The sequence below is a fragment of the Streptomyces sp. NBC_00162 genome, assembly GCF_024611995.1.
Classification (GTDB): domain Bacteria; phylum Actinomycetota; class Actinomycetes; order Streptomycetales; family Streptomycetaceae; genus Streptomyces.
Genome location: NZ_CP102509.1, coordinates 538,384 through 551,614, shown reverse-complemented (window position 1 = coordinate 551,614; position 13,231 = coordinate 538,384). Strand labels below are relative to the sequence as shown.

Here is a 13,231-nt window from a genome sequence, read left to right as displayed (position 1 = left end):
AACCCGCCGGGATTCAAGATCGTTGGTTGGGCATGAACAACACCAAGCGCGTACTTGCTGCTTTTGCCCTCGCGGGGGCCGCCCTGTCGTTCACGGGAACCGCGATGGCCAGTCAGGGTGACAGCCACGGCGACATCGGGAGCGTCTCACGGGACGAGTCGTTCAATTTCAACACTCAGAGCTTCGGTGACTCGGTGAACAACGGGACCGGAAACGTGATCACCCCAGTCGCAGACCTCCAAGGGACAGGCAACCAGTTCGGCTAGAGGTCGTTCTCCTCGGGCGCGGCCCATACGCCCGTCCCGGTACAGGGTGCTGCCACTGGGCCCGCGCCTTTGCGATCTTGGCCTGGGCGGCCTGGTAGCCGGGCTCATCGTCCTCGTAGTCGCCGTCCGTGGGCGCTGGCTCACAGGCGGCCGCGCAGCATCCGGCGGCGAGCCTGTGGATCCTTCGGCCGCGGCGAGAGCACCGGTCCCGAACCCGCGCCACTGGGGCTCGATCTGCACCCGGTCCATGATCAGGAGGCCCCGACGGGGCAGTCGATCCGCTCCTGGAACCCGGGTGACCAGTGAAGGCCCGGCGTCAGTGCGTAGGCGGGGTCGGTGCATACCGCGACGATCTTCTCGATGTCGCCGGTGTGGGAGTCCGCGGCTTCCCAGGCGGGGTCCGCAGTGAAGCCGCGGATCTTGACGAAGTGCATCTCGCCGATCGGAGTCCCGTCGTGGAAGCGGCACACGTCTTCGGGCGGGCACTGCGGGCAGCCGTCCTCGTGGTGGTACTGCGGAATCCCGACCGACCAGACCTCCAGCGTGTCCTCGAACTCGCAGGGGAGCGCGGGGTGCTCGAAGCTGTAGCGCAGGAGAATGTCCGTGCTGTCGAAGGGGAGCTCACTCGCCGTCCGCCGCGGGATGTAGTCCATGCCGACACCGTAGGGGCGGCCCGTGACCTCCCGGACGAGAACAGCCAAGCTTCCATCACAGGGAGTGGCCGCCGTCCCACCGGGTCCCGGTGTCCACGCGAACCGGGGCCTGTCGTTGCCCATCCCGTACTCCACCGTCCACGCGGCTGCCAGCCGCAACGACCAGGCCCTCAGATCGCCGCCGCCGGTATCGAGGTCGTCCAGCCCAACGGTGACGCGGCCCTCACGCACCTGCTACCCGCGCGAGGCCCGGGTCACCGTCTCCAGCTGCCGTTCCAGCTCTCCGCCTACGGCGCCGGCCAAGGCGTGCTCAACGCGTGGGAAGTCGCCGGCGCCAGCAGCTGCTGTGTGCGGACAGGAGTCAGAGGGAGGCGGCGAAGGTGCCTGTGACCGCGTCTGCCTCGGAGATGCTGAGCTTGCCCCGGTGGGACACCTCGACTTGGTACAGGCCCGCGCCCGTGGGGACGTCGTTGACGATCACGGGGAAGGTGCACACGGTCACCGTCCCCGTCTTGCTTTCGGTAGCGGCGCCCTTGTCCAGCGACCCCGTGGCCAGCACACGACCGGCGCTGTCATAGACGTTGACCTGCGCGCCGGCGCGTATGTCCTTGTAGCCGCCCACGCCGCTGCACCCGCCGCCGTAGTCCTTGGAGACGGACTTGTAGTCGCCGCTGATCTTCATGGAGCCGCCCATCTGGAACGTGGCGGGCCCCTTCTCCGGCCTGGGCTCGTCCTCGCTGCCGCTGCTGGCGAGGTAGGTGATGCCGGAGCCGAGAAGGAGTCCCGCCAGGCCGGTGGCGACCGGCAGCGCCCACCGAGGCAGGCCCTTGGCCGTACGGCCGGATTCTTGGGGGGCCGGTACGGGCGGGGCGAGCGGCACCGTGGTGGGCTGCTCCGCGCTGCCGGTCGACTCGGTGTTGTTGTCGGTCACGATGGTGCGGCCTCTCGTCGGGGTGTGCTGCCTCGCCGGAATCCGGTCCCGGCGGGGCGTGGTTGACAGGTAGTTGGGGCGCTAATGCTGGGGGTACAGCGCCTCGGCCAGGTCCTGCGCGGTCGCCATGTGCGCCTCGATCACGGCCACTTTTGTCCCGGGGTCCGGGTCGGCGGTTCCGGGGCATCCGCTGCCCGCTACGGCGCGCACGATGTGCGTGGACATGCGGGTCTTGTCTCCGTCCGTCCGGCCGATCTCCGTCATGTTTGTCACCAGGTTCCGGCCGGTGCAGCGGCGTCCCTGCTGTGTGTACGTGATCGTGACGATGCCCTGCCCGTCGAGACCCCCGGTCCGGGCGTCCCGGCCCGGGCGGTGACCTTGACGAAGCCCTGGCCGTGCCAGCACTCGATGCCGGTCAAGGTGATGCCGGACCCGTCGTTGGCCGTGCTGCTGGTGGTGTGGTCCCAGCAGTCCACGAATCCCGCCTGCGGATTGGGAGCCGCCTTGGCCGGGTCGCTGGTGGCAGGTCCGGGTGTGATCGGTATCGGGCTGGACGGGGACGCCGCCGACGTCGGGGACGCCGTGGCCGGCCGCGCATCTGGGCTGCTGGTGCAGCCGGTCAGTATGGACACGGCCAGGAGGAAAGCGCCGGTCAGGGCGGCGCTGCGGGTGTAGAGCACGGGTGCTCCGTTTCGTGGTGGATGCTGGGGGTGTGGGGCCCCGCCGGATTCGCGCCGGCGGGGCCCCGCGGGGGGTTCGTTACGGGCAGGACTCTTCGGTCTTGACGGTGTCGAAGGTGACCTGGGTGGTCAGCGGGTGTGTGCCCGGGGCGGGGTCTGGGCGCAGACCTTCCAGTTGCGGTCCAAGACCTGCATGCGTCCTGCGCCGGTCGCGTCGGTGCTGCTGAGCAGGTAGAAACCTGCGGCCTGCGCGCCGTCCTGGGATGCCTGCAACTGCTTGCCGACGAAGTTGGGCAGGGTGCCGGTGGCTTCCCTGGTCGGCTGCGCTGGCGCCGGGGTGTCGGACGGCTTCGGGGCCTCGCTGGCCGCGGGGGCTGCGGCGGGCACGGTGACGGTCGGGCCCGGCACGGTCTGAGTCACGGTGACGGTGACCGTCGGCCCGGGAACCTGTATCTCCTTGGTGTCCGGGCCGACCGCGGCCCCGATCAGACCCAGGAAGACAAACAGGCCGAAGGCGCCGCCGCAGCCTATGCCGACCTTCTGGCCGGTGCTCATGCTCTGGAACTTCCCGGTGGCCGCCGCCCATGCCGGCTGCGGCTGCTGGGGGTTGGGGTAGCCGTAAGCGGGGCCGGGCTGCTGCTGGTTCGGGTCGTATGCCACGGGATGGTTCTCCATGTTCTCGGGGATGGTGGCCCCACCGGTTGTTTGGTCGGCGGGGCCGCGGTGCGCGCCTACTTGGCGAGGGCGACCACGGTGGCGTGCGCGAGGGCGCGGCGTGTCAGTTCGATGGCAACGGCATGGGCGTCTTCGGCGCGGTCCAGGTACACGAACACACGGTCAATCGCAGACCCGGTGTTGGGGTTCTCCTCGCGCATCTCGTAGGCGGGGTGTCCGGCGAGGTCGGCGGACTGCTCATGCGGAAAGCGGCGCCGCCGGTACACCAACGACCTGGGCAGCGATGTGACGCTGGTCGGGGTCACGGCCGTTCGAACCAGCAGAAGAGTGATCAGGATCCGGCCACGTGGATGCCGGCCCCGGCGGTGCACTGCCGGTACATCGGGGTGTGGGTGGCCACGAAACACCGGTGGGGTCTGGAGGGGGACCAGGCGGAGCGTGAGGCACTGCTGCGGTACGCGGCCGACTGTCCGAACGCGAACCTGGCCTTCGAGCGGGCAAGCTGACGAGCAGAAACCCATCAAGGTCCCCGTGGTCCTCCGCCTGAGAGACCGCCCCTGCCGAATCCCGGCGCGGGCCGCCGCCACACCCGGTGGCGGCCCGCGCTGTCGTCACCGGCACCGTCGCGCTCGCGCCGGACACGTAGGTGGATCCGACTCGGTCGGCTGGCCCTGGTCGACGTCCTCGGGTCCGGCTGGGAACGGTGCGGGGCGCTCCGGTGCGGGCGGGTTGGGGCCGAGCCGGAGGAACGGCGTCAGTGTCGCTCATGAAGGCGTTGAAGCCGCCGTGGTCAGGGTGCTGGCCGCGGGTCAGAGTGCGTTGCGTGAGACCTTGAGGATCTTGCACTCGACCTTGTCGGAGGCCTTGGCCGCCTTCGCGGTGTTGAACGCGAGGGCGCCGGCATTGTCGTCCGTGTACTTCTGGCCGGGGGCCAGGTTCTGGGCGGTCGACAGAAGGTCTTCCTTCTTCTCGCCGTTGACCAGGATCTCGCCCTCAACGAGGTAGCTGTACCGGCGGTCACCGCTGTTGGTGTACTCGACCTTCACCTCGAGCTCCTTCATGTCGAACTCGCCGGTCTTCACCGCGCAGGACGTCACCTTCGCGTCCTGGGTGATGTCCGGCTCGCCCTTCTTCCCGCTGGTGCCGCCGGAGGGGTTGACCTGTGCGCTGTCGTACGACTTGTCGAGCTCCTTGCCTACCTCCTCGGCGGCTTCGCCGACGAGGAGGGTGCAGCCGCCGAGAAGGAGCAGGCCGAGGACGGCGGGGATGCCGCAGCCCAGCGCGATCTTCTTGCCGGTGCTCATTCCCGGCTTCGGGGCGGGGTACTGCGGCTGGGGCTGCTGCGGGTATCCGGACATGACTGGGCGATCCTTAGGAAGGATGGAGTCCCCAGGTCGCAGCGATGCGGCGATGCGGCAGGGGCGGCATCATGATGACATAGCAACGATCAACTTGCGCGCGCATCTCACAAGTGTGCGATCAGAAGTCGAAGCGAGGGCGACGCATGAAGGTCAAGAACGGCGGAAGCGGGGTCACAGTGGAGGACTTCCCCGGCTACGAGGGCCATAGCTTCATCATCGGCTTCCCTGCGGGCGGAACGAAACCGAACGGGTTCTACGTCAAGGCCCCGGACGACCAGCCGGTGAGCGCGACATGGCTGCGCCGACTGCCGCTGGACCGGCTGCTGCGGGTGGCAGCCGAGGTGAGGGCGGCGGAGATCGCCGTACAGGTGCAGCCCGCACCCGCGACCGAGGGCCGCCCGTACGGCGGGGGTGACGAGCACCTCGCGAAGGTGGCCGAGGTGTATCAGTGGGCGACCGAGCGGAACATCCCGCCCCGCCGTGCCATCGCCAGCAGGTGGGCCAGGTCGGAGGCGACAGCGGGACGGTGGATTGCCGAGGCCCGGAAGAAGGGCGTTCTACCGCCTGCCGGAAAGTGAAGAGCTCGGAGTTCACACTGGTCCTGCTCAACCCGCTACAGGCCGACGCGACCGCCGCGTGGATCGAAGGAGCGGCCGACGCGACCGCTGGGACGTCAGCGCCGTACCGAGCGTGGTGGCCGACGCGGCCGGTGAAGACCTCACGGAGCGCATCCTCTTCCAGCTTCAGCAGGCCCTCCACAGGGCCCGCCCGAACACGGGAATCCTCAGCTAGACCCCATGGAGGTGGTGGAGCAGCAGCTCCACGCGCTCCTCATTGCCACTGAAGTTTGACCACTATGCGCTTCGTGTCATCGAACCTTGACCGCCCTGGTCAGCCCGTATGCGTACCGGTCGAGGGCTCCTCGCCACCCGGCGGCTGCGGGCTCTCACGGTCGCTCGGGCCGAACTGCTCGGAGATGTTGCTCCACATGAAGCTGTCCCGCCAGTCCGGCGCTGCACCGGCCCAGCCGAGCAGGGCCCCGAGGACCTTCTCCTGGGAGATCGTCTGTGTCTGGTAGTGCAGCTCAGCCACGCCGTCCCGGTATTCGAGCTGGAAGGTGTTGTTCTCGCGGAGCAGGACCTGGATGTACCAGCTGCCGGGCCGCTCCTCGTCCACCCGCTCCAAGACCAGGTAAGCGTTCCCCCGTTGCAGGCCGGCCAGCATCTTCCCGATGGCCGGCTTGGAGGGCCGCTTCACCACATGGCCGCGTTCGTTGGTCGCAATCAGCATGGCCCGATCATTCAGCAAGGTTCTGACACTGCTCAGCGAGGCCCTGACCTGGGCGGTCAAGCTTCGATGGCACAGGACCAACACAGCGAGGCGACTGCGGGGCTGGTGACGCCATGGGCCGCGCGGCACAGCTCCCTCATGTCTCCGGCTCCCGCCCCAGGTGCGAGCCGGGCCGGGCGGTGCGGCGCCAGGGCAGGGTTCGGCCGCGCCTTCGCCTTGGCTCGCGATGGCCGACGCACCACAGACCCACCCTGAAAACCTCAGTAACTGCCGCTGGCATATTACGCAGCAATGTGCGTGCCAGGCTGGGAAAGGGCGCGATGGCCCTGCCAAGATCGGGGAGTGCCCCAAGGAAACCCACACCCGCCAGAACCTGCTAAATTGCGAGATCTCCTGGCCACCCTCTTTGAGATACATCTTGGCGTCGACGATCCATGGCTCGCTCTGTGGCCTGACTATCAAGATGCCATTGGCATTCTGGATTACGCCCGCCGGTTCCACTGCGCGCTACCTCCGGCGACCTGCGGGCAGCGCCACCGCGGTGACCAGGCCGGAATCCGACTCACCATCGTGCGGCACCTTCGCGCGGTGCTGGATAGGGAGGAGCTCGCAGCCATCGAAGACGCCCGGGCAGACGGCATGCAGTGGGCTGCCATCTCCCGATTGCTCGGGATGCAGCATCCTGGAAGCGCGATGAACCGTCGCGAACGCCTCAAGGCAGGGACGGAGCGCCCGGATGGACGCCGGACGCGCGAGGCGAGAAAACGGATCTCGGACAACAACTACTGAGGTTTTCAGGGTGAGGTCCACGCTCACCCGCAGCTCTTCGCGATCACCGTGGTCTTCTCGCCCGCCGCGAACCTCTCGCCGGCCTGAAGCCGTATCCCCTCACGAAACGCCCGACGCTCAGAGGTCAGGCCCCCACCCTCCGGATACCTCATCTCACCGGCATACCGCAGGGATCATCAACCGTGACTACCGACGACAACCCGAAAACCTCAGTAGTTGGCACGTTGTGCATTCCGCCTGGCCTCCAGCATTTCGCCGGCCGGGTCAACAGCCGGTGCGGGACAGGGAGAGCGTGGTGGTGCTGGGGCTGGAGCCGACACCGGCGAAGGTCGGGGGTGCGGTCGAAGGCCGAGCGCCTGGCGGAGCGAGGGTGGCTGGTCCAGGAGGCGTCGGGGATGTTCAGCAGTCATGACGTGCCGCTTGCGGCCCGGGACTTTCTTGCCGCCGCCGTAGCCGCGTGAGGCGGCCGGCACCGACGCGGCGGCCCGCACCGACTGCGCGTCGATGGTCCCCGCGCTCGGTTCCACCTCCCGGCCCTCGCGCTCACCGACCTTCCCGCGCAGCCGGTGAGAGCCGGATGTCCGTCCAACATCTCTCTTAGCCTCCATCCCTCCTTGGGGGGATTATTACCGTTTCTTGACAGTTTGGCGTGAATTGGAGTACTGTCGACGTGCCATGAAAGAGAAGCGCGCGTACGAGAGTCCGCTGCGTGCCGGGCAGCTTGATCAGACCCGGCAGCTGATCCTCGCCGCGCTCACCGAGGCCATCGCCGACGAAAGCGTCCAGGAGCTGACCATTCCGCTCGTGGCGGAGCGCGCAGGCGTCGCCGTCCGCACCGTCTACCGGCACTTCCCGACCAAGGAGGCGCTCTTCGCGGCCTGGAGCGGGTGGGCCCAGGAGAATCTGCACGTGCTCACGCAGTCCTACCCGGACACCTTGGACGGGCTGCGCCGCGTGGCGCCGGAGCTCTACCGCTCGTACGACGAGCACGCACCGCTGATCCTCGCCATGCTGAACTCCAAGGCGGCCCGGCCGCTGCGGGAGCAGGGCCGCAGGCACCGGTTCCACTCGGTGGAGGCGGCGCTGGCCGAGCTCACGGCGGAGGCCGACCCGGTAGCCCGACGCCGCGCGGTCGCCGTGCTGTACCTGCTGGTGAGCGCCCCGGCCTGGCAGGCCATGCGGCTGCAGGCAGGGCTCGACGGGGCGGAGGCCGGCACAGCCGCCGCCTGGGCGGTGCGGGTGCTCACGGACGAGCTGCGGCGAGACCCGGACGGCCCGCTACGCGACCCGGGCAGATGACCGGCGAGGAGGAGAGCCATGAGCATCGCCACGGAACGCACTTTCGCTCCACCGGGGCCGGGTACCTGGTTCCTGGACCCGACCCACTTCACCCGCCCGGTGACCCGGTTCCACGCCGAGATCTTCATCGAGGAAATGCACCGCGGCTTCGGAGAGAGCCTCCGCCGGTACGGGTCGCTGCTCGAACGCCTGGACTGGGCCTTCGTCAACGGTTTCTGCTACTACCATCCCCAGCCGCTGGGAGCCCCGCCGGACGCCACGGACCACCCGCCGAGAGAGGTCTGGGAACGCCTTGCCGCCGATCATCCCGAGATCCGCACCAGGCTCGCGACCAGCGCGACCGTCTTCGAGCGCAAGCTGTGGCGCGAGGACCTGCGCCGCTGGGACGAAGAGGTCAGACCCGGGCTACAGCGCGAGCGGCGCGAACTGCAGCAGGTCGAGCCCGGTCTCCTCGATACCGGCAGTCTGCTCGCGTACCTCGACCGGTGCCGGGAGCACCAGCGCCGAGCCGGATACCTGCACCACCTGTTCAACATGCCGGCACTGCTGCCGATGGGCGACCTGATCGCACACTGCCAGGAGTGGACCGGGCACACCACCGGCGAGATCCTGGCCCCGCTGGCCGGATCGAGCCCCGACCCGCTGGCGGACCGGGAGGAACTGGCCGAGCTGGCCGCCGCCGTAGCAGCTGACCCCCGGGCGAGTGAGCTGCTCGCCTCCCCGGCGCGACCCCAGGAGTTGCTGGCGGCGCTGGGGGCCGTCGCGGGACGTACGAGTACCGCCCTCGCCGAGTACCTGGAGACGGCGGGCTGGCGCCCCGTCAATGGCGAGGACGTGGGCGATCCCTGCGTGGCGGAGTTGCCCGCCGTCGTGCTCGCGGCCATTCGCTCGGCGGTCTCCTCCTCGACGAGGCCCCAGGCGGACGCCCGCGCCGACCAGCGCGCCGACGCGGCGGCCGACCTTCGCGACGCCGTACCCGCGGCGCACCGCTCCCGCTTCGACGAGCTGCTCGCCGAGGCGCGGTTGGTCTCCCGGCTGCGCGACGAGCGCGGCTCGTGCGCGGACCTGCCGGCCATCGGACTCACCCGGCGCGCCATCCTGGCGGCCGGCCGACGGCTCACCGAGCAGGGCCGGATCTATGCACCCGCCCATCTGGCCGAGGCGGGCTACGCCGAGCTGCGCGCCCTGGTCCATACGGGCTCCGGGCCCGACGCCGCAGAACTCGCCGCCCGGGCGCACTACCGCGACCACGCCCGGTACGCAGACGCGCCGCCGATGCTGGGTCCACCCCCGGGCGACCCCCTGCCGCCTGATTGGCTGCCGCCCGCCGCGGCACGCCTGGAACGCGCCCTCGGGGCCATCGTCCTTGCCATGTTCAGCAACCCGGCAGCGCGGACCGAGGGGCGGACCGTGCACGGGCTCGGCGCGAGCCCGGGCGTGTACGAGGGCACGGCACGGGTAATCAGCGGCGTGCCCGAGTTCGACCGCATCCAGCCCGGGGACGTCCTGGTCACCGGCGCGACCACCACGGCCTTCAACATCGTCTTGCCACTGCTCGGCGCGATCGTCACCGATCGCGGTGGGGCGCTCTCCCACGCCGCCATCGTCGCCCGGGAGTTCGCCATCCCCGGCGTCGTCGGATGCACGGATGCCACGGCAGTGATACCCGACGGCGCCTGGGTGCGGGTCGACGGCCGGGCCGGAGAGGCGGCGGTGGTCCGATGACCGGTCCGCTGTCGCCGAGCACGTGGTCCGCCCCGGTGCCGCTCCGCCTGGCCACCGACGAGAGCCGGTACGGCGGCAAGGCCTCACAGCTCGCGGCCGCCGCCCGGGCCGGTCTACCGGTACCGGAAGGAATCGCCCTGGAATGGCTGTTTGTCGACGCCGTCGCAGAGGGCGACGACGAGGCGCTCGCCGCCCTGCACGTGTCGACCACCGACTTGCAGGGCGGCGGGCTGGCCGTGCGTTCATCCGCACTGGGCGAGGACTCGGCCGCGGCGAGCTTCGCCGGACAGCACCTCACCTGCCTCAACGTACGGGGTCCGGACGGGCTGACCGAGGCGGTCCGAACGGTGAGAGATTCGGCGCGCTCGGCCGGCGCGCTCGCCTACCGTGAGCGGCTCGGGCTGCCCGGCCTGCCCAGAGTGGCAGTGGTGGTACAGGAGTTGGTGGTACCCGAGTGCGCCGGAGTCCTGTTCTCCCGAGACCCCCTCGACGGCTCCGACGTCCTGGTGATCGAGGCGAGTTGGGGCCTGGGCGAATCCGTGGTCAGCGGCCTGGTCGTACCGGATCACTACCGGGTCCGCCGCGACGGCCGGGTGATCGAGCGCACGGCAGGCATGAAGGACCTGGCTGTGGAGCCCGCGCTGGTCGGCGGAACGAGCCAGGTCCCGGTCCCCGCCGACCGAATTCACCGACTCTGCCTCGACGAGACGCGGTTGGAGAGCCTGCGGGAACTCACCGCCCGCTGCGAGCAGGTCTTCGGCGGGACGCAGGACCTGGAGTGGGCCTTCGTCGCCGACCGTCTCCGTCTGCTCCAGCGGCGGCCGATGACCGGGGCCGTGCCGCCGCACTGACCCCTGCATAGCCACCCACCTCAGCTCGGGACGAGCGTGGACTGCTTGTGGTTGAAGATGCTGGCGGCGTCCCAGATGGGGCACGACCCAGAGAGGGTCAGTCGAACGCTGTAACCATGGTGGTTGGGGCTACTGACGGGCCACTGGGAGTCGGCCGTCGAAGGTGATCAGGAATGTTCGACCTGCGTTCCAAGATCGGTTGAGATAGGGCTTCTCAGGTCCGTTGGTGTTCGAGGATTTGGGTCTCGAGTTCGGCGATTCCGTTTGTCGGCGAACAGGATGTTGTCGCGGGCTGCGGCCAGTTTGCCGATCAGCGACTTGTTCTCCGCGGCCAGTTCTCGGACCCGCCTCTTCAAGGTGCCGTTGTCAGTGGTGATCCGGACGATGTCTTCCTCGGTCCACTGGGTCTGCAGGTCCTTGATCTGGCCAAGGAAGTCGCCGATCTGTTCGCGCTGGGCGAGGATCTCGGCGTTTGCGGCCTTGAGGGCATCCTCGGCGTTGAGCGCACGCTCGCGCCAAGATGCCTCCATGGCAGCCTGCTCGTCCCTGCGGTCTTGGAAGCGGCGGCCAGCGGCCCGGCTCATCGCCTCGCTCACCAGGGTCTTGGCGTCGGCGTGTTCGTAGAGGAAAGTGCGGGAGACGTCCGCCTGGCGGGCGACGGCGGCCATGGTGATCGGTGTTCTGGTCTTGGCCAGCCGTTGGAGGGTGTCCTTGATCCGCTGCAGGGCCGCGTCTGTCTTGCGCTGCCGGGCGGCGAGCGCTTCGGCGGTGCGGGCCGACGGAACCCTGGGGGCGCTCAGTCCTTCGGCCACATGTCCAGCCACCGAAGGTGGTCCACAAGCAGGTACGAGTACGTGCGGTCCGAGCCCTTGCCGGCGTACCGGGACAAATACCGATCCACCCCCTGATGTACCCCGCCTACCGAGTCGAAGAACGTGTACGAGCGGCGGCCGTCCCGATGCCGCACCTCCTGCACCCTGAGCTGACCCATGGACAGCCTGCGTGGCACTTTGCCTCCATACCGACCTCACTGAACATGGCGAACACCACGACCACGGTCGGCAAACGAGGTCGGCATGCCCGGGGTCACTGCCGCCAGCGGACATCCCGACAGCACTTCTTCAGGTCGGAAAACCTGGGCTTTCGAGTAGAAGTTGTGGACAGGGATTGAGGCTTGTCCGCTGTCCGCGGCTGAGCGCACGCTGTGTCCCTTCTGTGTCTGCCGCACGGGTTACCCCTTGAGGAGGTCCTTGAGCACCTGGGCTGTCGCGCGGGGGAACGCGGTGTTGCCGTTGTGCCCGCCGGGGAACTGGACTGATTCCGTGTTCAGTTGCGCGGCGAGTGCCAGTGCGCAGCGGTAGGTGTGCACCGTGCGCCGGGTGTTTCGGCCCGTCGCCGGGATGATGCGTGTTCCGGTCCGCGCCGCGGCCTGCACCGGTCGTGCCGGGTCGAGGGCGTCTGTGGTGACGGCCGTGAATTCCGTTCCGATGAAGAACTCGAAGTTGGCCGTTCGGCGGGGTGTCAGCGGCTGGGGGTGAGGCCTTCCTCTGTCTCGTCGTGCGCCGGGTCGATGCCCAGGTGCCGGGCGATCGCCGGGAACGCCGCCGGCAGACCACCGGACGTGAACGCATCCTGGATGGCCGTGAGTTCCGCCACGTGCTCCGCACGGCCCGTCTCGGACAGTAGGTTCGGCATCACGGGCTCGTGCGCGATCAGTGTGCTCAGTATGCCCGGGTGGCGGGCCACGGTCTGGAGGCCTATGGCGGCACCCATGCTGAACCCGGCCATCAATGACGGCCCATCGGTGACCTCGGCGAGCAGGCGCGCGACGTCGTCCGCGTGGTCGGCCATGGTGACGGGGCGGGCGGGGTCGTCGAGCGTGCTGCGCGAAGGCCGCGGCGGTCGTAGGTGACGACCGTGAAGGTGTCCGCCAGGTGCGGGACGAGGTCGACCGTGCGGTCCGCGTCCCCCTCGCCGCTCTGGGAGATGAGGAGGACGGGGCCGCGGCCCTCGGTCCGGAAGTGGAGCGTGGAGCCCGGGACGGAGAGCGTGCGAAGGGTGGCGGCGGTCGTGGGCATGGCAGGTCCCCTCTGATGGTGTTGTCGGCCTGGGGCGGCTGATGACTCGAGCGTAATCCATCGAAACAGATGCATCAAGATGGATGCATCTGTTTCGATGTACTCTTCGTGCATGAACGGAGTCGAGCTGTTCCTCCTCGGTCGCACCCTCATGAAGATCGGTGAGCAGGCGATGCCCCAGGTGAAGTCCGGTTCGCCAGGGGCGACCCGCTCGGTGCTGGTCGTCCTCGGTGACCTCGTATCCCACCCGGGGGCAACCGTCGGCGAAATTGCCGAGCGGACAGGTCTGCCACAGAGTCAGGTATCCACCGCGGTCGCACGGCTGGAGACAGCCGGCTCGGTCGACACTGAGCCCGATCCGGCCGATCGGCGCCGCCCGGCTCATTCGGCCCACCGCAAAGCCGTCCGACCGGGTTGCCGAGGCCCGCGCCGCCACCATCGACGACGTGCTTGCCGCGGCTCTGGCCGACCCGGACGGCACCGCCCCGGATCCGGGCGTCGTTCGAGAGGTCTCCCAGGCCCTGGACCTGCTGGCCCGGCGATTGACCCCGTCAATCGCGGTCCGTGGCCGCGCTCTTGACGCCGTTACGGAGCCACCCCATGCCGGAAAGCGACACAGCGCCCCTTCGGGCT

20 protein-coding genes and 1 pseudogene are annotated in these 13,231 nt (G+C 69.1%); 9 read left to right on the top strand and 12 right to left on the bottom strand.

Annotated features, from left to right (window positions below):
- Nucleotides 1-32: 32 nt before the first annotated feature.
- A complete protein-coding gene (locus tag JIW86_RS03115; protein ID WP_257552383.1) occupies nucleotides 33-266 on the top strand; it encodes a hypothetical protein in 234 nt (77 codons plus the stop codon).
- 251 nt (nucleotides 267-517) lie between these two features.
- Here the strand turns inward: JIW86_RS03115 and JIW86_RS03110 are convergent, their stop codons facing one another.
- From JIW86_RS03110 to JIW86_RS03085, 6 genes are all read right to left on the bottom strand, one after another.
- Complete coding sequence (locus tag JIW86_RS03110; protein ID WP_257552382.1) at nucleotides 518-967, bottom strand: hypothetical protein; 450 nt, start codon at nucleotides 965-967, stop codon at nucleotides 518-520.
- 313 nt (nucleotides 968-1,280) lie between these two features.
- On the bottom strand, nucleotides 1,281-1,850 hold the full coding sequence (locus JIW86_RS03105) for a hypothetical protein (protein ID WP_257552381.1): 570 nt from the start codon (nucleotides 1,848-1,850) through the stop codon (nucleotides 1,281-1,283).
- Between the two features lie 81 nt (nucleotides 1,851-1,931).
- Nucleotides 1,932-2,114, bottom strand: coding sequence for a hypothetical protein (locus JIW86_RS03100; protein WP_257552380.1), 183 nt, complete (start codon nucleotides 2,112-2,114; stop codon nucleotides 1,932-1,934).
- 5 nt (nucleotides 2,115-2,119) lie between these two features.
- Nucleotides 2,120-2,530: a hypothetical protein gene (locus JIW86_RS03095; protein WP_257552379.1), complete on the bottom strand. Its 411-nt coding sequence runs from the start codon at nucleotides 2,528-2,530 to the stop codon at nucleotides 2,120-2,122.
- A gap of 129 nt (nucleotides 2,531-2,659) precedes the next feature.
- Complete coding sequence (locus tag JIW86_RS03090) at nucleotides 2,660-3,205, bottom strand: hypothetical protein (RefSeq protein WP_257552378.1); 546 nt, start codon at nucleotides 3,203-3,205, stop codon at nucleotides 2,660-2,662.
- A gap of 56 nt (nucleotides 3,206-3,261) precedes the next feature.
- Nucleotides 3,262-3,510: a hypothetical protein gene (locus tag JIW86_RS03085; protein WP_257552377.1), complete on the bottom strand. Its 249-nt coding sequence runs from the start codon at nucleotides 3,508-3,510 to the stop codon at nucleotides 3,262-3,264.
- Between the two features lie 45 nt (nucleotides 3,511-3,555).
- Here JIW86_RS03085 and JIW86_RS03080 point away from each other — a divergent pair, with 45 nt between their 5' ends.
- A complete protein-coding gene (locus tag JIW86_RS03080; RefSeq protein WP_257552376.1) occupies nucleotides 3,556-3,711 on the top strand; it encodes a hypothetical protein in 156 nt (51 codons plus the stop codon).
- 303 nt (nucleotides 3,712-4,014) lie between these two features.
- Here JIW86_RS03080 and JIW86_RS03075 read toward each other — a convergent pair whose 3' ends face one another.
- Nucleotides 4,015-4,563, bottom strand: coding sequence for a hypothetical protein (locus tag JIW86_RS03075; RefSeq protein WP_257552375.1), 549 nt, complete (start codon nucleotides 4,561-4,563; stop codon nucleotides 4,015-4,017).
- Nucleotides 4,564-4,709: 146 nt separating this feature from the next.
- Here JIW86_RS03075 and JIW86_RS03070 point away from each other — a divergent pair, with 146 nt between their 5' ends.
- Together JIW86_RS03070 and JIW86_RS03065 are read left to right on the top strand one after the other, a co-directional pair.
- Nucleotides 4,710-5,144 carry a hypothetical protein gene (locus tag JIW86_RS03070; RefSeq protein ID WP_257552374.1) on the top strand — a complete coding sequence of 145 codons (435 nt, stop codon included), beginning with the start codon at nucleotides 4,710-4,712 and terminating at the stop codon, nucleotides 5,142-5,144.
- Between the two features lie 11 nt (nucleotides 5,145-5,155).
- Nucleotides 5,156-5,358, top strand: a pseudogene (locus JIW86_RS03065) (hypothetical protein); the annotation flags it as partial.
- A 99-nt stretch (nucleotides 5,359-5,457) separates the two neighbouring features.
- Here JIW86_RS03065 and JIW86_RS03060 read toward each other — a convergent pair.
- Nucleotides 5,458-5,856, bottom strand: a complete 399-nt coding sequence (locus JIW86_RS03060) for a hypothetical protein (protein WP_257552373.1) — start codon at nucleotides 5,854-5,856, stop codon at nucleotides 5,458-5,460.
- A gap of 381 nt (nucleotides 5,857-6,237) precedes the next feature.
- Here JIW86_RS03060 and JIW86_RS03055 point away from each other — a divergent pair, with 381 nt between their 5' ends.
- From JIW86_RS03055 to JIW86_RS03035, 4 genes are all read left to right on the top strand, one after another.
- Complete coding sequence (locus tag JIW86_RS03055; protein WP_257552372.1) at nucleotides 6,238-6,645, top strand: hypothetical protein; 408 nt, start codon at nucleotides 6,238-6,240, stop codon at nucleotides 6,643-6,645.
- Between the two features lie 675 nt (nucleotides 6,646-7,320).
- Nucleotides 7,321-7,944, top strand: a complete 624-nt coding sequence (locus tag JIW86_RS03045; RefSeq protein ID WP_257552371.1) for a TetR/AcrR family transcriptional regulator — start codon at nucleotides 7,321-7,323, stop codon at nucleotides 7,942-7,944.
- Between the two features lie 18 nt (nucleotides 7,945-7,962).
- Nucleotides 7,963-9,669 (top strand): PEP-utilizing enzyme, encoded by a 1,707-nt coding sequence (locus JIW86_RS03040; RefSeq protein WP_257552370.1) that lies wholly within the window; start codon nucleotides 7,963-7,965, stop codon nucleotides 9,667-9,669.
- The gene (locus JIW86_RS03035; protein ID WP_257552369.1) at nucleotides 9,666-10,520 is read left to right on the top strand and encodes a PEP/pyruvate-binding domain-containing protein; all 855 of its coding nucleotides are present in this window, start codon (nucleotides 9,666-9,668) and stop codon (nucleotides 10,518-10,520) included. The genes JIW86_RS03040 and JIW86_RS03035 overlap by 4 nt, the downstream gene beginning before the upstream one ends.
- Before the next feature lie 167 nt (nucleotides 10,521-10,687).
- Here JIW86_RS03035 and JIW86_RS03030 read toward each other — a convergent pair whose 3' ends face one another.
- The 4 genes from JIW86_RS03030 to JIW86_RS03015 form a co-directional block, all read right to left on the bottom strand.
- Complete coding sequence (locus JIW86_RS03030; protein ID WP_257552368.1) at nucleotides 10,688-11,332, bottom strand: DUF6262 family protein; 645 nt, start codon at nucleotides 11,330-11,332, stop codon at nucleotides 10,688-10,690.
- 419 nt (nucleotides 11,333-11,751) lie between these two features.
- The gene (locus tag JIW86_RS03025; RefSeq protein WP_257552367.1) at nucleotides 11,752-11,889 is read right to left on the bottom strand and encodes a hypothetical protein; all 138 of its coding nucleotides are present in this window, start codon (nucleotides 11,887-11,889) and stop codon (nucleotides 11,752-11,754) included.
- 152 nt (nucleotides 11,890-12,041) lie between these two features.
- On the bottom strand, nucleotides 12,042-12,371 hold the full coding sequence (locus tag JIW86_RS03020) for an alpha/beta fold hydrolase (RefSeq protein ID WP_257552366.1): 330 nt from the start codon (nucleotides 12,369-12,371) through the stop codon (nucleotides 12,042-12,044).
- Nucleotides 12,308-12,598, bottom strand: coding sequence for an alpha/beta fold hydrolase (locus JIW86_RS03015; RefSeq protein WP_257552365.1), 291 nt, complete (start codon nucleotides 12,596-12,598; stop codon nucleotides 12,308-12,310). Before JIW86_RS03015 ends, JIW86_RS03020 begins: the two co-directional genes overlap by 64 nt.
- Before the next feature lie 79 nt (nucleotides 12,599-12,677).
- Between JIW86_RS03015 and JIW86_RS03010 the strand changes: the two genes are divergently transcribed.
- Nucleotides 12,678-13,178, top strand: a complete 501-nt coding sequence (locus JIW86_RS03010) for a helix-turn-helix domain-containing protein (RefSeq protein ID WP_322975483.1) — start codon at nucleotides 12,678-12,680, stop codon at nucleotides 13,176-13,178.
- Nucleotides 13,179-13,231 lie beyond the last annotated feature (53 nt).